Origin of the sequence: Methanobrevibacter wolinii SH, assembly GCF_000621965.1 — an archaeon.
Classification (GTDB): domain Archaea; phylum Methanobacteriota; class Methanobacteria; order Methanobacteriales; family Methanobacteriaceae; genus Methanarmilla; species Methanarmilla wolinii.
Genome location: NZ_JHWX01000021.1, coordinates 23,380 through 44,201, shown reverse-complemented (window position 1 = coordinate 44,201; position 20,822 = coordinate 23,380). Strand labels below are relative to the sequence as shown.

Sequence of the window (20,822 nt, the reverse complement as noted above, 5' to 3'; positions counted from 1 at the left end):
AGTGATTATTATTTATTATTTTTTAAAGTTTAGTTTACTCTATTTAGATTAAGTGATTATTATTTATTATTTTTTAAAGTTTAGTTTACTCTATTGAAATAAGTAATTATTTATAGCTTAGATTTATTTAAAAATAAGTATTTAAAAGAGTTTACTCATTAAGAGTAAATTTTCTATCTCTTTTAACAAATCTTACTTTAGTTGGTCCAAAAACAATACTTTTTTCCCAACCTTTTTTTGTTTCAGGGAAATCTTCCCTATAATGTGCACCTCTACTTTCACGTCTTAATATTGCTGATTTTACAACAAGTATTGCAACTTCACACATATTTATTGCTTCTAATGCATTTTGAAGGTCTTTATTATAGTATTTTATATCTTTAACATCCATATTTTGAAGTTCATTTTCTTTTAAATCAAGAAGACGTTTTAAACCTAAACGTAAGTGGGTTTCATTACGTATAATAGATACATTTTCCCACATTATTTTTTTAATTTTATTTTTAACTTTTTTTGGTTTAATATTACCTTTAGATACAAGATTTTTAATACGATTTTCTTCTTCTTCTATTTCTTCTTCATTAATTTCAAATTCTTCAATTTCAGATGCTATTGCAGCTGCTTTTCCTGCTCTTTTTCCAAATACTTGAGTGTCTGCAAGTGCATTTCCACCTAGACGATTAGCTCCATGAACTCCTCCTGCAGCTTCACCACATGCATATAAACCTTCAACTGTAGATTTACAATCTTCATTTATAAATACTCCTCCCATAAAGTGGTGAGCAGTAGGTGCAACTTCCATTGGTTCGTTTTTAATATCTACACCAACATCTTTAAATTGTTCTACCATAGTTTCAAGTTTTTCATCAATAATATCATCGTCAAGGTGACTAATATCAAGGTATACTCCACCATCTTTTGTACCTCTACCTTCACGAATCTCGTTATAAATTGATCTTGCAACTATATCACGTGTAGCAAGTTCTCCTCTATCATCATAATTAAACATGAACCTTTCATGATTTTTATTATAAAGTATTCCTCCTTCTCCACGTACTGCTTCTGTTACAAGGACTCCTGCTTTAGATTTTGGTTTAATCATACCTGTTGGGTGAAATTGAACTTCTTCCATATCAACTAGATTTGCTCCAGCATCCCATGCAAGTGCATATCCATCACCATTTTTCTGTACTGTATTTGAACTTACTGGATAAAGTTGTCCTGCACCACCGCTTGCGATAATTACTTCTTTAGCTTGGAAAAATATTGTACTAGAATCTTTTAAATTAAATCCAATTGCACCTATGACTTTTGGAAAATCATCATTGTTTTTTATTAATTTTGTAATCATAACTTCATCAATTGTTTCTATGCCTAATCTAGTTACTTCTTCTTTAAGTGCAGTTATGATTTCGTGACCAGTTCTATCTCCTGAAAAGCAAGTTCTTCTATATCTTTGACCACCAAATGGCCTTTGATTAAGTTTACCATTTTCTTGTCTATCAAATAGTGCACCATAATTTTCAAGATCTATTAATCTATCTGGTGCTTCATCAACAAGAATATTTACAAGTTTACTATCATTGAGATAACTTCCACCTTTTAATGTATCTTCAAAATGTGCTTTTTTACTATCTTCAGAATCTACAAATCCAAAAGTAGCATTATAACCTCCTTCTGCCATTCCTGTACATCCTGATTTAAAAGATAATCCTTTTGAAACTATAATTGGTTTTAATCCCTGTTTTTTAACCTCTATAGCTGCTCTAGATCCTGCTCCTCCAGAACCAATAATCAATACATCTGATTGAATAATTTTACTTTCCATAAAAATTCCTCACTATAATAAAATAATCTTAAAATTAGTCCTTTTTGACTTTGTGATTTTTTTAATATAATATTTTATAAGATTATTTAATATAATAAATCTATTTAAAATAAGTAATTTTTTATTTTTATATATTATTTTAAAAAATAGTGCATGATTTTATTTAAAATATATAGATATTAAAAGTTTAAAAAAAGATTTAAAATTAAATTTTATTTAAAAATTTAATTTTCATGGTTTAATCTATATTTTTTAATATCATCAATGGTTACAATAGGCATATCTCTTTCTTTAGAGAATTTAATAACATCTGGCATTCTTGCCATTGTACCATCTTCTTTTGTGATTTCACATAAAACACCACATGGTGTAAGGTTTGCTAATTTCATCATATCTATATTAGCTTCTGTATGGCCATCACGTTCTAGGACTCCTCCATTTTTAGCTCTAAGTGGGAAAACATGTCCTGGATGATGTAAATCTTCAGGTTTTGCACCATTTTTAGATGCTGCTTTAACTGTAGTTACTCTATCTGCAGCACTTACACCAGTTGTAACACCTTCTGCAGCTTCAATACTTATAGTAAATGCTGTACCATAAGTACTTGTATTATCTTCAACCATTAATGGTAATTCTAATTCATCTGCTTTTTCGTCACTCATACATAAACAGACAATTCCACTACCTTCTCTTATTAAAAGGGCCATTTGTTCATTTGTAAGGTAGTCTGAAGAAAAGAACATATCTCCTTCATTTTCTCTATCTTCATCATCTGTTACTATAATACCTTTACCTTCTTTAAGGTAATCTATAGCAGTATTTACACGTTCTTCATATGTTCCTTTTAGCATACATTCTTGATTCATAGTAATCTCCTTAATTCTTAATAATGTTCTAGATTTCTTAGAATCAGGGCAAAAAAAGATATTATACCTATAATTAACTAAATAATTATAATTTTCTGTATTCTCTTTCATCCGGACTTTCACCGTTGGTTTTGGACTTTAACCAAATCAACACTCTTGTGCTCGTGGACTTTTTAATATTTTTATTAAATTACCACCAGTGGAGAATTTCACTCCGCCCTGAGAATAATTAATTTTTATTCACTATATGTTTTTATTTTTTAATAATATATAATTTTATATTAATCTTTTTTGATTTAATAAAAAGTTTATATTATTTTAAAATTGTTTTTAATTATTTTAGTTATTTTTAAATAGTGGATTTTTATAAATTTATATATTTAAATATTATTTTAACTATAATATATTATTAGAATTTTTTAAATAAGAGGTATAATATGGAAATTAATGGTACTGTTACATCAGGTTTTGGAAAAGCTGCATATTTTTTAGGTCAAGATTTTTATAAATCTCAGTTTAAAGTTAAATGTGGTTTTATCCCATATCCAGGTACTTTAAATCTTACAGTCCCTGAAAAAGATCTTGATAAAATTAATAATATAAAGAATAATTGTAGAAATGTAATAAAATCTGATCAAGGGTTTGGTGGAGTTAAATATATTAAAGCAAAATTAGAAAATTCTGTTACTGGTGCTATTGTTTTTCCAGATAAAACAACACATGAAGAAAATTATTTAGAATTTATTGCTAAAGATAATCTTAGAAAAAAATTACATTTAAAAGATGGTAATAAGGTTTCCTTAGAAATTAATATCTAATTTCTTTTTTATTTTATTTACTAATTTTTTCTATTTATTTAAATTTCTTCTTTTATTTTGGTTTTTTTAGGTTTTTTTGTTATAAGTTATAAGTTATACTTGTGGTTTATTTTTTTCTTATTCTGGTTTTTTGTTATAAGTTATAAGTTATACATACTTTTTTGTTTTTTGTTTTTTATTATAAGTTATAAGTTATACATACTTTTTTGTTTTTTGTTTTTTATTATAAGTTATAAGTTATGTTTGTTTTCTTGTTTTTGGTTTTTTATTATAAGTTATAACTTATACTTAATAATTTTAAAAATAGTTTAAAATATTCATTAATTTTAATTATTAAATTAATATAAAAAAAGTTAAGATATATTTTTTTAGAATATATCTTATTTATTATAAATCTTTTTAATTTCATCAAAACTTAAATATCTATCAAATTTAGGTTTTTCTTTGATATCAGATATTATTCTAATATCAAAATTGTTATTTACTGTTTCATAAGCTTTTAATGCAAAATCTTCTAATTTAATTTCTACTTCTGGAGTTCCACCACGAGATTCTATTTTAACTTTTGGTATTCCAATCACTGTATTAATACCAGTTTCTTTTTGGATATATTCTTTAACCTCATTGAAAATATCCATATCATATATTTTATTAAGTATTATGGCTTTAATATTTACACCAAAGTCTTTTAGTTTTTTAGCATGTGAACTAATATCAATTGCAGCAGACTCAATACCTCCTTTATTAACACCAGTAGTTAATATAACTGGAATATTTCCTGATTTAGCTATTTCTGCTGTAGAATATGGTATTTTTTTATTTAATATTCCAGTAAATGCACTCATAACTCCTTCTATTAATACAACATCATAATTTGAGTTTTTAAGCCTTTTTAATATGTTTGATAATTCCATCCATCCAAGATTAGATATTTGAATGCTTCCATAATCTTCCATATAACCTTTTGTAAGGTATAAACCTGGAACAATATCACGTATATCTGGACCAACTTTTAAAAGACCTACTTTAAGGCCTTTTTCTCTAAATACTCCTGCAAGTCCAGTTGTAATAAATGTTTTTCCAGAATCTGATCCAGTACTTGCCATTAAAACTACAGTTGGCATTTTACCATCAGATTTTTTAAGATCTTTTGTAAGGCAATTTTTACCAGGTATTCTTATATCCACATCTGTTTCAATACCAATTTCTTTATTAATGTACTTATTAAATTCAAGATTTCTTTTATATATTGAGTTAATATCTTCTTCAGATGCATCTATAAATTTTAGTACATTTTTTACAACATCTGGATTATTATCAAGAGATCTATGTATTAAAGTGCCAATAACATTTCCATCATCACTAACTACACCAGATAATATTTTTTTATTTTTATTTGAATAGTTTACTCTTTTTATATTTGAATATAAAACTTCTTTTGCATTACCTTCAATATGTCCATAAGTATGACAATGAAAACCAGTAATTGGTGTTTTTATATTTTTAGTAAAAAATGAATCTCCAACAATCTCTCCTTCTACACGATCATTACTAATTAATGGTGAGAAATTTACATCAAGTATACCTAATCCTTTTTTAATTATTGGTATTTCTGATTTTCTTCCAACATCTGTCTGATTTGCAAGTAATTGGAATCCAGAACATATACCAATTATTGCTTTACCTTCTTTACTCATTTTTATAATTTCTTTTGAAAGTTCACAATCATATGGTATTCCTTCTGATTCTACTATACTTCCACCAGGAATTATTAAGGCATCTAATTCTTCACTTGCTTTATTACCATTTACTAATCCATTAGTTTTAACTATGTCTGTTGGGAGATGTCCAAAGTTTTCATAACCTGGAAGTGCTCCTTTTACATATGTAAGGCCTATTTTCATTTTTTCAACTTCTTTTAAAATTATTGCCCTTAAGATGAAATCTTCTATATTGTATTTTAAGATATTAAATTATTTAATGTTTATATTTTTTTAGTTTTGATTTTTAAATTTATTTAATTGCCAGTTGGGTTATGATAATTTTAATTATATTTAACTGATTGTGAAATAATTTTATTTAATTATCAGTTGGCTATATGCTAATTTTATGTTTAACTAATTGTGAAATAATCTTTTCTAAATTGACATACATTTTTTGTATTAAGTATAGAGTTAAATATTCTTAAATTTTTATTGTTCATATATTTTAAAAAGTCTTCTTTGTATTTGCTATTATATATTTTTTTAAATTCTTCTTTAGATAGATTATAGAATTCTCCAAGTAAATTACTATCTATACAGTTTACAGTAAGTCTATATGCATCGATTCTATAATTAATTAAATCTTCTTTATAATCTTTGTAAAAGTCATTTTCAATAAAGATTTTAAATAATTCTATACCACTTGGTATAATATCAAAGAATTTTTTATCACAAGTACCAGTAATAGATTCAGGATGTACTCTTCTTATATAATATTGTTTTTTGATTATTGTAATACGTTTTGCTTTAAGCCATACATAGTAGAAAAAAGGATTATCTTCAAAATATATTCCAACAGGAAATTTAGCATTAATATCATCTAAAAAACTTTTTTTATAGATTTTTTGACATGCACTAACTGGTAATTTAAAAAGAAAATTTTTGGTTTTACTTGCATCAAATACTTTATTGTCATATTCATTACTTAATTCATCTAAATTAGACCATTTATTTTCATGAAAACTTTTATTTTCATCATTGTAATTAGTCATTTGAAACATAGTAATATCTGTATTTAGTTTTTTAGATTTATTATAGGTTTCTTCTAAGCATTCTTTTTTAATCCAGTCATCCCCATCAACAAATGCAATGTATTCTCCTTTAGCTATTTTTAATCCATTATTTCTACTTAATCCAAGTCCTAGATTTTCTTCATTATTGATTAATTTAATTCTTTTATCTTTACTTTTATATTCTTTTATAATTTCAAGAGATTTATCACTTGATTTATCATTAATACAAATTACTTCGATTTCTTTAAGACTTTGATTAAGTATACTATCTAAAGCTTTTTTAAGATATTTTTCTTCATTATAAACTGATATAATAACTGTTACTTTTGGATTAGTCATTTTATCACCTTAAAATTTTGATTATATATCTTTATTAGATTTATTTAAAATAAGAATTTCTATATTGAATATATTAAGATTTAAAAATAGTATTTTAATTAGTTATTTAAAAAAATAAAAAAAGTAGATTGAATAATTCAATCCTTATAATTCATATGCAGCTATAGCTTTGATGATTTTTTCATCATCTTCAGGTTTAGCTTGTATTTGTAATCCTACTGGAATATTATCAACTTCACCAGCTTTAATACTTGCAGCTGGAATACCTGCAAGATTTGCAATTACAGTTAATACATCGTATGCATACATTTCCATAGGTTCTAATTTATCACCAATATTATGTGGTAATTTAGGAACTGTAGGACCTACAATTAAATCAACTTCATCTAACATTTTATTGATTTCATTTCTAATAAGAGATCTTGCTTGAAGTGCTTTTTTATAATATTTTCCACTGTATTCTTGTTGTGAAATATAAGAACCAATTTGAATTCTTCTTAATACTTCTTCTCCACAAGTTTCTTCAATTCTTGAACCATATTCTCTTCCATCATATTTTCTAGTAGCTGAGAAGAATTCTACATAGTTAATAAGATAATAAGTTGGTAGACAAATATCAATATAATCAAAACTTAATTCAACAAGTTCTGCACCTTGTTCTACTAATTTATTAATAGCTTTATCAACAACATCATTGATTTTATCATCAGTAACTTCAGTAAATTCTTTTACTTTAGCTATTTTCATACCTTTTAATGGTTTTTCTTCATCTTTTGTTTTTTTAGCTATATCAGTGAAATTAGGAATTTCAGTGTTTAAAGTTGTACATTCTGAAGAATCATATCCAGTAATAGTATCAAGTGCAAGTGTAAGACCATATACATCACTTGACATTGGACCAATTTGATCAAGACTCATTGATAAATCAAGTAAACCTTGTCTTGAAACAAGACCATAAGTAGGTTTAAAACCATCAATACCACAATGTGAAGACGGATTTCTAATTGAACCACCAGTATCTGATCCAATTGCTATATCACACATTTTACCTGCAATAGCTGCAGCTCCTCCTCCACTTGAACCACCAGTGATTTTTCCAGGTGCTGCTGGGTTATTACATACTCCATAATATGATGTTTCTGTAGAACTTCCTGCTGCAAATTCATCCATATTATTTATACCTATTATAATTCCATCTTCAGCTTTAATTCTTTTTACAACAGTAGCATCATAACTTCCAATATAGTCTTCAAGAGTTTTACTTGCTGCAGAAATAGTAAAATCTTCTACATTAATATTTGCTTTTATTCCAATAACAAGACCTGCAAGTAAACCTACTTCTTCACCATTTGCTATTTTTTCATCGATTTCTTTTGCTTTATTAATAGCATTTTCTTTGTTAATTTCTAAAAACGCATTAATTGAATCATTAGTTTCATCAATTACTTTTATATAATTATTAACATTATCTAATGCTTTTATTTCACCATTTTTAATTGCATTAGCTTTTTCTAGTATATTCATTGAAACACCTAATAAGTATTAAATTATTAATTAATTATGAAAAAATTTATTTTATAATCTTTATATTAATTAATTATATATTTATTTAACTTTAAATATTTAGCTATTAAATAAACTTTTTATTTATATATTTTTTAGAATTTATTAAATCTATAATTTTTTATAAGATTAAACAAATATTATTTTTTAATTAAATTTATAAAATGGTAATATGAATAAGAAAGCTGTTGTTTTTGATAATTCTGGTACTTTAATTAAAAGGTATAAAATCTTGAAAGATGTTATAAATAAAGAATTTATTACTGATAAAAATTCATTTGAGATTATTCATAACTTTGAATCTGCTGCTCTTGTTATCCTACAGTTTAATACCTCTTGTTTGTTAAAACTTGATCCTAATACTAAAATTTCAGATTTACTTTCTGATTATAATATTGAGTTTTCTGTTAGTTATAGTTCAACTAATCTTAATAATGATGATATATTGGATATAATTAAAAATGATGATACTGCAGTGATTTCAGATATTACTGATGGATTTAGTATTTTGAAAAAACAAGTTCCAAATATGGAAATATGTAATGGAACTGCATTAATTATTGATTGTAAAAATAAGAGGATTTTATATACTATTACTACAGCAGGTAAATTGTTTGATAATGCATTATATACAGTAGATAAACTTAAAAATAGAGGTTATGAAATATTTATTGCATCTGGTGATAGAGTCGGTGCTATTAAAACCTTAACTAAATTTTTAGATATTGATTCTTCTCATGGATTTCCAACTGCAAGTCCTATAGGTAAAAAGAATATTGTTAAAGATTTGCAATCTGAGGGATATAATGTTACAATGGTTGGAGATGGGCCTAATGATTATTTTGCATTAAATCAAGCTGATTGTGGAATATTAACTATTGCTCAAAGTTTTATTGAAGAAGATTATTTACTTGTAGCTTCTGATTATATTATTAATGATTTAATAGAACTTCTAAATATATTATATTAGTATAATTATTATTGTCAAATATATATTTTATTTATCAATATTTTCTGTATATTTTCTAGTAGATATTATTTTAATTTATTAATTTTAGTTCTTCTATTATATTTTTTGTTTTTAATACATTTTCATATTTGTTTAATTCTATAATTCCATTGTTTACTTTTTTTAATAAATTTAAATCCAAATTACCTTCTTTAAGTACTAAATGTTGGTCTTTTTTTCCATTGTTATCATGTATATGATAATATATTATATTATTTAAATCAAAAAATTCTCTGCAATTATCACATGTATTTGCATGACCAGTGTCTATTGTTATGTAAGAATTTGTATTTTCTTGGATATACTCTAATTCTTCTACATTATTTCCAATAAAATTAAATCTATTTGGTAAATTTTCTACAGATATCTTAACATTCTTATTATTGTCTTTACTATAATCTATACATTTATTAATTGAATCTATTGCATAATCTATGACTACTTTTCGTATCCTTTCATCATTTCTTCCTACTTGTCCAGCATGTATTGTTATTGCTTCTCCACCTAATTTATTTGCAAGATCTATTGTTTCATATATCTGTTTAATAGATTCTTCTCTTATTCCTTTATTTAAACTTGCTAAATTTATATCAACATTAGGCCCATGTAAATATAATTTTATTCCTTTTTTATCTAAATTATTAATAATTTCTGAGTGTTTTAATAAGTTATATGGGATATATGGCCCTTCACTTAATAATTCAATTAATTCAAATCCATCTCTTTTTGCAATGTCAAACATATTTTGTATTGGTTTCATAAAAAGAGATAATGTTGAAAATCCTAATTTCATAATATTACCTTCTTTTTATATTATAATTTATTTAGAGTATTTTATAGATACTAATTTTTATTATTTTTAATTTTATTATATAAGAGATTATAGATATTAATTTATTTTTCTTAATCTTTATTATCTAAAGATTGATAGAGTATAACCTTTTGATAGTTTATAGATTTATTTATTATCTAAAAAATCATCTATTAACCATGAAGATATACTTATATTTGATCTTCTTTTTATTTGATTTCTATTAAACCATTTTGCATCTAGAATCTCGAAGTTATCTACCTCTATTTCACCACTATCATATTCTGCAGTAAAACCTACCATTAAAGAGTTTGGAAATGGCCATGATTGACTTCCAAAATATTTGATATTTTTAATATTTATTCCAACTTCTTCTTTTACTTCCCTTCTTACAGCTTCTTCTAATGTTTCTCCCGCCTCTACAAATCCTGCTAATAAAGAATAATCATTTGTTTTATAATAACTATGATATGCCATTAATAATTTATCTTCTTTTCTTATGGCTACAATTATTGCAGGAGCAATTCTAGTATAATTTAAGTGACCACATTTTGGACATTTAAGCATCATTTCTCTTTCATCTATTATATTGTGTTCTCCACATACTCCACAATATTGATGATTTTTATACCAATCTCTAACTTGTGATCCTCTTCCACCTATTAAGAATAATTCTTCATTTATATTAAATACTTCATGTAAATTATAGAATCCTTTATCATTTTTTCTATTTATTAAGTTTACTACAAAACATGCTTTATTTTTATATGTTCCAATATATAAGTCAAAGTCCACATCGAATGTTTTATACAATTCTTCTTTAGTAAGTAATGGAATATAATTATTTTCTAAATATATTTCATCATTATAAAATATTAAAAAATAAGATTTTTCATCTGTTTTATATTCTTCTTTAAAATCAATACTGTAGTTATCATAAAGGCTTGAGTTTATCATATTTGTATTATATGTTTTTATTTTATATAATCTATTTTTAAGTAAAACCTTTATATACTACTAAAGTATATCTATATATGATATATATCAAAATTTGATATAATAATTTTTATGGAGGTATATTTTGGAAGTTTTAAACTCTTATGATTTTGATAAAACTGAATTTTTTGATGAAAAATTTGTTAAAGAGCATAAAAAAATTCAAAAAGTTTTTATTAATTCTTTAACTCCTTTATTAATTCTTTGGTTTTTAAGTAAAGAAGATTTACATGGTTATGGATTAATGAAAAAATTAGATTCATTTTTTCAATTTCAAATTGAAAAAGGTATCCTTAAAAAATTTAATTCCAGTAAAGTTTATCCTATATTACAGAAAGCTGAAAGTATAGAATTTATTGAAGGTAATTGGAAAATTAATAATGGTAAGCGTATAAAAGTTTATAATTTAACTGATAAAGGTTATAAATTCCTTTATTCTATGAGAAAAAGAAATTTTTATCTACTTGAAGAACATAAACTTGATAATTTCATAGAGTTTCAAGATTTTCTCATTTCTAATCCTGATAATGACTGAAATTAAATTATAAATTGGTGATTTAATGAAATATGCAATTGAAACTTTTGATTTAACTAAAAAATATAAAGATTTCACTGCAGTTAATTCTTTAAATATGAAAATTCCTAATAAATCAATTTTTGGTATGTTAGGACCTAATGGTGCAGGTAAAACCACAACTATTAAAATGTTAACTTGTCTTACAATACCAACAAAAGGTACAGCTACTGTTGGTGGTTATGATATTAATGATAATCCTAATGAAGTTCGTAAACTATTAGGTATGGTACCTCAACAAGTTAGTTTATATAAAGATTTAACTGTAAAAGAAAATGCAGAATTATGTGCAGATTTTTATGGTGTTCCATCTGATGAGAAAGAAGATAGAATTAATGAATTAATGGAACTTGTAGATATCTCATATGCAAAAGATAAAAGAATAGGTAAAATGTCTGGTGGTCAAAAACAAAAAGCATCACTTGTAGCTAGTTTAGTTCATAGACCAGATATTTTATTTTTAGATGAACCTACTATTGGGCTTGATCCAACTACAAAAAGAGTTTTATGGGATTTAATTCAAGATTTAAATGATTCTGGACATACAATTATTTTATGTTCTCATGATATGCATGAGGTAGATATGTTATGTGATAATGTAGGAATTATAAGTACAGGTAATCTTGTTGCTTATGATTCACCAAGAGCATTAAAAGATCAATTAATCAGTTCTCAAAAAGAAGAATATACTAATCTTAATAATGCTATGTATCAATTTAAAAAAGATAATAAGGTTAATGATAAGATTTTATCTGATAGTGAAAAAGCTCTTGAGATTCAAAAACAAGAACTTTTCTCTTATAAAGAAATGTCTTTTTTACTTAAAAATCCTTCTGATGAACTTTTAAATTATATAAAAACTTTACCTTATGTTCATGGTCTTGAAGTAAATAAAAACGGTAGAATCTCTCTTAAAATTGATAAATTTGATGATAATGCAGTTACTGATATTTTAAAAGCATTATTTAATAAAGGTGCTATTATTAGTTCAATTTCTACTCAGGAACCATCTCTTGAAGATGTATTTATTAAAACAACTTCAGAAGCAGATTTAGGTCCAAGGGTTTAGTGATATTATGTTTGAATATAAAAAAATGTTTTGGATGATTAAAAAAGAATGGTTAAGTTTAAAAAGACATCCATCTCGTCTTGCTGCTATTATTATAATGCCAATTGTAATGATTTTATTATTTGGTTATGGTATGGGAGGAGACTTAACTGATTTACCTGTTGTTGTAGTCTCTCAATCTCATGGTAATCTTACAGATACAACATTAAATGATATAAAATCAACTAGTGTTTTTAAAGTTACAGATATTATGGATAATGTTACAGAGGCAAAGGAAATGGTAGATAATGGAAAGGTTAAAGCGGCTATTATACTGCCAACTAATTATGATGATGATACGAATTCTCAAAAAACGGCCACATTATATTTAGATTCTTCAGATCAAATGGCTTCTCAAACTATTGTTCCAGCATCTCAACAATTATTTAATCAATTATCTATTAATCAACTTCAATCTTCACAAACACAATCAAATCAAGCAAATCTTTCAGTACAAAATGCATCTAGTAAAAATTCAGTTTCATCACAAATTAATAGTGTTAAATCTGGTATTGCTATTCAAATTAATAGAATTTATGGTAATATTAAGTATATTGACTTTTTAGTACCTGCAGTACTTGGTATGACTGTTATGATGAGTTGTATGATGGGTATGGGTGCATCTATTGCTGGTGAACGTGAAACTGGTGAACTTGCAAGGTTATTCATGACTCCTACATCTGTTTCAACTGTTATTGCAGGTAAAATATTTGCAAAACTTTCAGTTGAAATGATGCGTGCATTAATATTATTATTTGCAGCTATTATTCTATTTAATGTTGTTGTTAAAGGAGGAATTTTACAAACATTATTCCTATTATTCCTTGGAGCAATATGTTTCGTTGGATTTGGTGTTGCATTATCTTCTCGTGCTCAAAATCAAGAGGATTATTCACAATTGGTCATGCCATTTTCTATGCCTATGATGTTTGTTTCTGGAGTATTTTATCCAGTTGAAACAATGCCTTGGATATTCCAAAAAATTGCATATATATGTCCATTAACTTATTTAAATGATGCAATGAGAGCTGTAATGATTCAAGGTCATTCACTTGGATTTGTATGGGTGGATATTTTAGTAATTTTAGGATTTACATTATTGTTCTTCTTAATAGGTGTTGTAAGTTTCGATAGGGATGTATAGGTGAAAAACATGTTTAAACAAAAGAAGTTTTTAATTATTATAACAGTAGTTCTATCATTGTCTTTAATTAGCAGTCCAATTTATAGTGCAGATTGGACTATGTTTCAGAATTCTCCAGATCATGTGGGATTTGTTGAAGAAAATAGTAATTTTGTTTCAAATCTTTGGTCTTCTAAAATTTCATCATCAATTAATTCTACACCTGCAATTCATAATAATACATTGTTTTTAATTTCAAGTGATGGTGTTTTAAACTCAATAAATATGATTAATGGAACAATTAACTGGTATAATGATTTATCTAATAATGTATCTGCTTCACCAGTTGTTAAAGATGATTTATTATTTGTTGGTGATTTAAATGGTCATTTTTATGCTTTTAATGTAAGTTCTCATAATATTAAATGGACTTTTAAAGCACCAAAAGCTATTGAATCTACAGCCGTTGTTAATGGTGATAATGTTTACTTTGGTTGTGATGATGGTAAAGTATATTCATTATCAACTAAAGATGGTAAGAAAAATTGGAATAAACAGATTGGAGGTAAAATTAAAACTCCATTAACCTTATCTAATGATACATTGTATTTTGGATCTACTAATGGAGGAATTTATGCTATAAAATCTACTAATGGAAACTCTGTATGGAATTATACTACTGGAGATGAAGTATTATCTGCTCCAGCATATGGTAATGGTAGAATTGCTGTTGGTTCTGTTGATAATACATTATATGTTTTAAATAGTTCTAATGGTAATTTACTTTGGAAACAAACAATGGATAATAAAGTAATTTCTTCACCATCAATTGATGGATACAATAATAATATTTATGTTGGTGATGATTCTGGTAATTTATCTTGTTTAGATTTAAGAGATGGAACAATTAAATGGTCTTATTTAACTGGAGGTGCTATTAGATCTAGTCCTGCTATAGTAAATAATTCTCTTGTATTTACATCTTCTGATGATACTGTATATGTTTTAAATAAATACAGTGGAAAAGTTAATATGACTTATAATCCAGGAGCTTATCTATTTAATTCACCTATTACTACATCACCAGTTATTAATGGTAATACTTTATTTGTAGCAGCTAATGATGGTTATTTATACTCCATTGATTTAAATAAACAAAATACTCCAATATCTGATTATATTTATTATGATATTGTTGTTGTTATTGTTGTTTTAATTGTAATTATTGCTTTAGTTAAATTAAATACTAGACGTAAAAATAAATAATTCATTTTATGAATTATTTTTTTATTTTTTTTATTTTTTCTTATTATAAGTTATAACTTATTAGTTATACTTATTTTTGTTTAATATTTTTATATTATTTTCTTATTTTTTATAATATTTTTTAGTATTTTTATAATATTTAATATTCTTTTGAATTAATTTTTATCTATATCTATTTCTTAGATTAATTATTTTTTTTAAAATAATTAATTTTCAATATAAAATAATTTAAGTAATAATTGAACTTTTATAAAATATTGGCTTTGTTGAAATTCTCAAAATTTTTAGAATAAACTTCTTAAAATTGATTTTTAAGTATTATTAATGTTTAAATTTTTAAAAAATAGGATTTCAACAGACCTAAAATATTTTAAATTATTAAAATTATTTTAGTTTTTAAAATTATTTACTCGTTTGAATTAATGGTTTATTAATTTCTTTAAATAAAAATAGTTTTTGATAGGTTAATTAATATGATAGTAATTAGTTTAATAAAAAAAGTAGTTTTAATAATGTTTTCAAATGAAAACATTATATTACCTATTTTATGATAGGTATTGTAATACTTGAAACATTAGTGAATCTTCCATCTACATTTTCAATTTCATCTGTAGCTGTTGTAATTTCACCAATATCTGATTCAGGTATAAATCTATTTCTTACAATCTCTGCAACATCTACTGCTCTGCTAATAGCTCTTCCACGTGCTTTTAAGATTACTTCATTTTTTCCATTATTCATTTGTGTAACTACTGCTAATACGTAATTCATTACTGGTTTACTACCGATATATATAATATTTTCTTCTGTCATTTCTAAGTCTCCTTTTGTTTTTAATTAATTATGTAAGATTATTTAATTTTCTTTAATTTCTTCTTTTCTAATGATTAGAAGTTTGTTAATAGAATCTAATACTGCTTGTACACTTGCTTTAATAATGTCTTCATTAGCTGCTCTTCCTGTAGCATAGTATCCATCATCATCACTGATTCTTACAAATACTTCACCAAGAGCATCAGTACCACCATTAATAGCATCGATGTGATATTGTTCTAATTCAATTGAGGTAGTGTCTTCTATTAATGCTTGAACTGCATTTAATGCTGCATCTACAGGACCTACACCAATTTCAGCAGTTTCTTTTATTTCATTGTTTATTGAAAGTCTTACAGTTGCTGTAGGTGAGACTGTATCTCCACTAGACACAGATAATCCTTCTAATTTTACAGCTTTTTCTTTTGCAGAGTTCATTTCATTTATTGCTAAAGCTTTAAGATCATCATCAGTGACAGCTTTACCTTTATCTCCTAATTCTTTGATTTTTCTAAATACATCATTGAATTGTTCATCAGTTAAATGTATATTATATTCTTCAAGTTTACCTTTAATAGCATGTCCACCACTTTGTTTACCTAAAACAATTCTTCTAGTTTGACCTACTATTTCTGGACTAATAGGTTCATAGGTATGTGCATTTTCCATTACACCATGAACATGAATACCTGATTCATGTGCAAATGCGTTTTTACCAACAATTGCTTTATTTGGTGGGATATTCATACCAGTAACTCTTGATACAAAGTCTGAGAGATTGTATATTTTAGTTGTATCTACATCCATTGGATGATTGTATGCAATAACTAAACTCATAATAATTTCTTCAAGTGAAGCATTTCCTGCTCTTTCACCAATACCATTTACTGTTGCATGGAATTGATTTGCTCCAGCTTCAAGACCCATTAATGTATTTGCTACACCAAGTCCAAAATCATCATGGAAGTGAGTACTGATAGGTACTTTTAATTCTTGTTTTAAATCATATATTAAAGTTTTAGCATCCATTGGTGTTAATATACCTACTGTATCTGGTACATTAATAACGTCAGCTCCAGCATCTTCCGCTGCTTTATAAACATCAATTAAATAATCCCATTCAGTTCTAGTTGCATCTTCTGCTGAAAATTCTACTTTTAATCCATGATCTTTACAATATTCAATTGTTTTTATAGTTTTGTCTTTAATTTCTTCTTTAGACATTTTTAATTTATAATCTCTGTGAAGAGGACTAGTTCCTATAAATGTATGTACATAATCAAGATCACTATCAATAACAGCATCTATATCTTTTAATACAGCTCGTGCTAATCCACAAATTGTACAATCTAATCCTAATTTTTTAACTGCTTTAGCAGTTTCTCTTTCACCTTCAGATGCTATTGGAAAACCTATTTCCAATTTATCTACTCCAAGAGCGTCTAATTTTTGTGCAATTTCAATTTTTTCATCTACAGTAAGTGCTACTCCTGGAGATTGTTCTCCATCACGTAAAGTAGTATCGAAGATTGTTATTTTGTCTTGTAAGTTTTCGTATAGTTGATCCATTTCATATATTGGTTTTCGATTCATTTTTTTCCTCCGATATACATTTGATTTATAAAAGTACAATTTGTTGTATTTTTATATAATTTAATTTCTAAATTATTTATATATAATATTATTGTTTTTATTTATTTAATATGTGTAATTTAATTTTTAATTTCTTAAATCTTATTTATTTTCCATTTAGTTCTTTTTTTCTTAATTTAAGATTTTATATTACTTAGAATAGATTTTATTTATTTTCCATCTAATTCTTTTAAGATTTTATATTACTTAGAATAGATTTTATTTATTTTTAATAAAATATACTCATTTTCTTTTTTATATTTAATATCAAATTATATTGGTTTATTATATAATTTTCTCACATGTTTATTAAATAGAAATTTACTTAATTTTATATTAGAAGTTCCTTTTCCTAATGCTTTAGTTTTTTTATTTTTTATAGCTTTTAATACACTATCAATGTCTTTTTCACAATCTATTTCAGTATAACAATCCATAATAAATTCTTTATAATGTGCATCACTAGAACCTATTTCTGCTATATTTTTTTCATTAGCTAATTTTTTACCCATATGATTTGAGTATCCTAATATAAATCTAGCATTCTTTGATTCTACACCATCAATATCTATGTTTTTATTTTTATATTTACAAAATAGGCCATTTCTATAATAACAATAAGGGTGAGGTATTATTGCTAGTCCTCCTTGTTCATGAATAAAATCTATTGTTTCTTCAGGATTTAAGCCTTTTTTTATTGTTTCTTCTACTCCTAAACCTAAAATATGGCCATATTCACTACTAATTTCTATTGATGGTATTACTAATAAATCATCATTTTTACTTAATTTTCTTGCTTCTTCATTTCCTTTTACTGTGTTATGGTCACTTATTGCTATTATATCTAATCCAAGGCTTTTTGATTTTTCTATTATTTCTTTTGGTGTATTTACTGCATCTCCTGAATAAGTACTATGTATATGTGGATCAAGTTTCATTTTATCGTCCTTATACTTTTTTATTATTTAATTGGTATTCTAATGATTTTATTAATCCTATTGTACCTGTCATCATTACATCTCCACCAGGGCATGCTTCATGATAATCAAGATTTGTATTTTCAATTAAGCTCCTTTTTGGTCCTGTAACAATCACTTTTTCTATTTTTTTAATTGGATTTAATACATGTGCTCCGTGACCATGGTCATTGTATATCTCTTCATTTGTAAGTGTTCCATTAGCTAATTTTTTTATGTATCTTTCTAATGATTCACTTGTTAAATTTCTTGTATGATGTTCAAATACTCCTTGTATTTTACCATTTTCTATTGATGCTGTTGTTGTATGACCATTACCAATATCAGTAACTATATAACTGTTTAATTTTTTAGATTCATCATCATAGCACATTCCACATATTGATGCAAATTTAGTGTCCATTATTAATGGAATATTCTTAATTTCTGTTTTTGTTTTATTTTTTAGTGTATTTTCTACTGATTTCATTCTACTATAATACTCAGGTATATTTCCATACCATCCAAATTCTTCAGGTTTCAATGGTTTATTTAATTTTTCTCTAATTTTTTCAAATCTAAAGTTTCTATCTCCCATATCTTTATTATATCCATGGTCTTGTACTGCAATTGCTATGTTATCAAATTTAAAATCAAGATCATATTCTTTTAAAAATTCAGATAATTTATCTATATCAATATCTGTAAGTTTTATTTTGCTATAATTTTTATACTTATCTATATCTTCTTTATTTGCTGTTTTTATTCCATAAGCTTCAACTTGTTTAAGATCATCTCTTATTGTTTTAGCACAGTGTTTTTCCATTACAACATCATAACCTTCTTTCATATGTTCTAATATTGCATTTTTTAATTTTCCTCCTCCCATTATTTCTCCATAAAAATAGATATTATTTTTTGTATTTCTTATTTTTTGACCTATTAACAAGTGTGGAGATGGTAAAACTAATTTTATTGAGTTTTCAACTTCTTTTTCATCATTATAATAAATTATATCCTGTGTTCCTGTTCCAATATCTATTGCTAATGTTTTCATCTTATCCCTTATTTTATTTTTATACTATTATAACTTATAACTTATCAGCTTTTTATAATAACTAATTAAATATATTAAATTAGTCTCTTAATATTCTTTTTTAAAATACTTTTATTATAACTTATAAGTTATATCTTATAATATACTTCTTTAATCTATTTTCAATTTTAAATTCATGATTTTTATAAGTTATAAGTTATAACTTATATCCTCTAACATATTATTTATAAGATATAAATTACAATATATAAGAACTAACTTAAACATACTAAGTGATAATTTTTAAGTTAAAATTTTTCACTTATACATTAAAATTTATAAGAGTTAAGTTTTCAGGTTTAAGTTTTAATTTATACTTTAGAATGTATAATGAATAAGTTAAAATTTATAAGATTTAACTTTGAGCTTTTAATTTTAACTATAAATTAAATTGTGATTTAATTTTATTTTTTTATTTTATAGAATTTAATTAATTAAAAAATTATAGTTGTGAGTTTAGACATGGGAGAAATAATAGCGATAATGAATCAAAAAGGTGGTTGTGGTAAAACTACAACTGTTGTTAATCTTGCAACATCTCTTGCAGTTATGGGTAAAGCTGTTCTTGTAGTGGATATGGATCCACAAGCTAATGCAACAACAAGTTTTGGTTTTAATAAAACAAAATTAAAACATACTATTTACTCTGCAATAAGTGGTGATGTTTCTATTAAAGAAACTACATTTCGTACTAGTATAAAAAATTTATACATTATTCCAAGTAATATTTCTTTAAGTGGTGTAGGAGTAGAGTTAAGTAAATTAGATAATTATCATATAATTCTTAAAAATTTACTTAAAGAAATTAAAGGATACTTTGATTATATATTAATTGATCTTCCACCATCTCTTGGAATTATTACAATTAATGGTTTAGTTGCAGCAGATAGTGTTATAATACCTATTCAAGCAGAGTATTATGCACTTGAAGGTGTTGCAGATTTAATTAATACAATTGATTTAGTTCAAAATAGACTTAAAAGTCCAACACATATTAAGGGTATTTTACTTACATTATTTGATACAAGGACTCGTTTAAGTAAAGAAGTATTTAATGAAATTAAGAAATATTTTGAAAATAAGGAACATATTTTTAAAACTGTTATACCAAGAAATATCAAACTAGCTGAAGCACCAAGTTATGGTAAACCTTGTATTTTATATGATCAAGAAAGTAGTGGAGCTATTGCTTATTTAAAATTAGCTCAAGAGATTTTAGATTTAGAAGAAGATGAATAAGGAGGTTTA

18 protein-coding genes and 1 riboswitch are annotated in these 20,822 nt (G+C 25.1%); of the genes, 7 read left to right on the top strand and 11 right to left on the bottom strand.

Annotated features, from left to right (window positions below; translation table 11 throughout):
• Positions 1–151: 151 nt before the first annotated feature.
• Together tfrA and ribB are read right to left on the bottom strand one after the other, a co-directional pair.
• A complete protein-coding gene (tfrA, locus tag T523_RS03330; protein WP_042707507.1) occupies positions 152–1,828 on the bottom strand; it encodes a fumarate reductase (CoM/CoB) subunit TfrA in 1,677 nt (558 codons plus the stop codon).
• A 224-nt stretch (positions 1,829–2,052) separates the two neighbouring features.
• Positions 2,053–2,805 (bottom strand): 3,4-dihydroxy-2-butanone-4-phosphate synthase, encoded by a 753-nt coding sequence (ribB, locus tag T523_RS03325; protein ID WP_232229033.1) that lies wholly within the window; start codon positions 2,803–2,805, stop codon positions 2,053–2,055.
• Positions 2,790–2,925, bottom strand: a riboswitch (FMN riboswitch). It overlaps the preceding gene by 16 nt.
• Before the next feature lie 206 nt (positions 2,926–3,131).
• On the opposite strand from ribB, the gene T523_RS03320 reads away from it, so the two are divergent.
• Complete coding sequence (locus T523_RS03320; RefSeq protein WP_042707506.1) at positions 3,132–3,512, top strand: DUF120 domain-containing protein; 381 nt, start codon at positions 3,132–3,134, stop codon at positions 3,510–3,512.
• Positions 3,513–3,892: 380 nt separating this feature from the next.
• Here T523_RS03320 and T523_RS03315 read toward each other — a convergent pair whose 3' ends face one another.
• From T523_RS03315 to gatA, 3 genes are all read right to left on the bottom strand, one after another.
• Positions 3,893–5,416 carry an AAA family ATPase gene (locus tag T523_RS03315; protein ID WP_042707505.1) on the bottom strand — a complete coding sequence of 508 codons (1,524 nt, stop codon included), beginning with the start codon at positions 5,414–5,416 and terminating at the stop codon, positions 3,893–3,895.
• Between the two features lie 209 nt (positions 5,417–5,625).
• On the bottom strand, positions 5,626–6,627 hold the full coding sequence (locus T523_RS03310; protein ID WP_042707504.1) for a glycosyltransferase family 2 protein: 1,002 nt from the start codon (positions 6,625–6,627) through the stop codon (positions 5,626–5,628).
• 144 nt (positions 6,628–6,771) lie between these two features.
• Complete coding sequence (gatA, locus tag T523_RS03305) at positions 6,772–8,151, bottom strand: Asp-tRNA(Asn)/Glu-tRNA(Gln) amidotransferase subunit GatA (protein ID WP_042707503.1); 1,380 nt, start codon at positions 8,149–8,151, stop codon at positions 6,772–6,774.
• A gap of 211 nt (positions 8,152–8,362) precedes the next feature.
• On the opposite strand from gatA, the gene T523_RS03300 reads away from it, so the two are divergent.
• Positions 8,363–9,160 carry an HAD family hydrolase gene (locus tag T523_RS03300; protein ID WP_042707502.1) on the top strand — a complete coding sequence of 266 codons (798 nt, stop codon included), beginning with the start codon at positions 8,363–8,365 and terminating at the stop codon, positions 9,158–9,160.
• Positions 9,161–9,230: 70 nt separating this feature from the next.
• Here T523_RS03300 and T523_RS03295 read toward each other — a convergent pair whose 3' ends face one another.
• Both T523_RS03295 and nudC read right to left on the bottom strand, forming a co-directional pair.
• Entirely contained in the window at positions 9,231–9,992 is a 762-nt protein-coding gene (locus tag T523_RS03295) for a sugar phosphate isomerase/epimerase family protein (protein WP_042707501.1), read from the bottom strand.
• 165 nt (positions 9,993–10,157) lie between these two features.
• Entirely contained in the window at positions 10,158–10,967 is an 810-nt protein-coding gene (gene nudC / locus T523_RS03290) for an NAD(+) diphosphatase (protein WP_042707500.1), read from the bottom strand.
• Between the two features lie 124 nt (positions 10,968–11,091).
• Here nudC and T523_RS03285 point away from each other — a divergent pair, with 124 nt between their 5' ends.
• From T523_RS03285 to T523_RS03270, 4 genes are read left to right on the top strand one after another with little or no spacing between them, the layout of a single operon-like run.
• Positions 11,092–11,541 (top strand): PadR family transcriptional regulator, encoded by a 450-nt coding sequence (locus tag T523_RS03285; RefSeq protein WP_052334623.1) that lies wholly within the window; start codon positions 11,092–11,094, stop codon positions 11,539–11,541.
• Between the two features lie 25 nt (positions 11,542–11,566).
• Positions 11,567–12,649: a daunorubicin resistance protein DrrA family ABC transporter ATP-binding protein gene (locus tag T523_RS03280; protein ID WP_042707499.1), complete on the top strand. Its 1,083-nt coding sequence runs from the start codon at positions 11,567–11,569 to the stop codon at positions 12,647–12,649.
• A gap of 7 nt (positions 12,650–12,656) precedes the next feature.
• Complete coding sequence (locus T523_RS03275) at positions 12,657–13,832, top strand: ABC transporter permease (RefSeq protein ID WP_042707498.1); 1,176 nt, start codon at positions 12,657–12,659, stop codon at positions 13,830–13,832.
• 9 nt (positions 13,833–13,841) lie between these two features.
• The gene (locus T523_RS03270) at positions 13,842–15,077 is read left to right on the top strand and encodes an outer membrane protein assembly factor BamB family protein (RefSeq protein ID WP_042707497.1); all 1,236 of its coding nucleotides are present in this window, start codon (positions 13,842–13,844) and stop codon (positions 15,075–15,077) included.
• Between the two features lie 540 nt (positions 15,078–15,617).
• Here T523_RS03270 and albA read toward each other — a convergent pair.
• From albA to T523_RS03250, 4 genes are all read right to left on the bottom strand, one after another.
• On the bottom strand, positions 15,618–15,890 hold the full coding sequence (gene albA / locus T523_RS03265; RefSeq protein WP_042707496.1) for a DNA-binding protein Alba: 273 nt from the start codon (positions 15,888–15,890) through the stop codon (positions 15,618–15,620).
• A gap of 42 nt (positions 15,891–15,932) precedes the next feature.
• Positions 15,933–17,483, bottom strand: coding sequence for a 2-isopropylmalate synthase (locus tag T523_RS03260; protein WP_084486407.1), 1,551 nt, complete (start codon positions 17,481–17,483; stop codon positions 15,933–15,935).
• Positions 17,484–17,794: 311 nt separating this feature from the next.
• Positions 17,795–18,460 (bottom strand): PHP domain-containing protein, encoded by a 666-nt coding sequence (locus T523_RS03255; protein WP_042707495.1) that lies wholly within the window; start codon positions 18,458–18,460, stop codon positions 17,795–17,797.
• A 10-nt stretch (positions 18,461–18,470) separates the two neighbouring features.
• Positions 18,471–19,535: a DUF1786 domain-containing protein gene (locus tag T523_RS03250; RefSeq protein WP_042707494.1), complete on the bottom strand. Its 1,065-nt coding sequence runs from the start codon at positions 19,533–19,535 to the stop codon at positions 18,471–18,473.
• A gap of 501 nt (positions 19,536–20,036) precedes the next feature.
• On the opposite strand from T523_RS03250, the gene T523_RS03245 reads away from it, so the two are divergent.
• The gene (locus T523_RS03245) at positions 20,037–20,813 is read left to right on the top strand and encodes a ParA family protein (RefSeq protein ID WP_042707493.1); all 777 of its coding nucleotides are present in this window, start codon (positions 20,037–20,039) and stop codon (positions 20,811–20,813) included.
• Positions 20,814–20,822 lie beyond the last annotated feature (9 nt).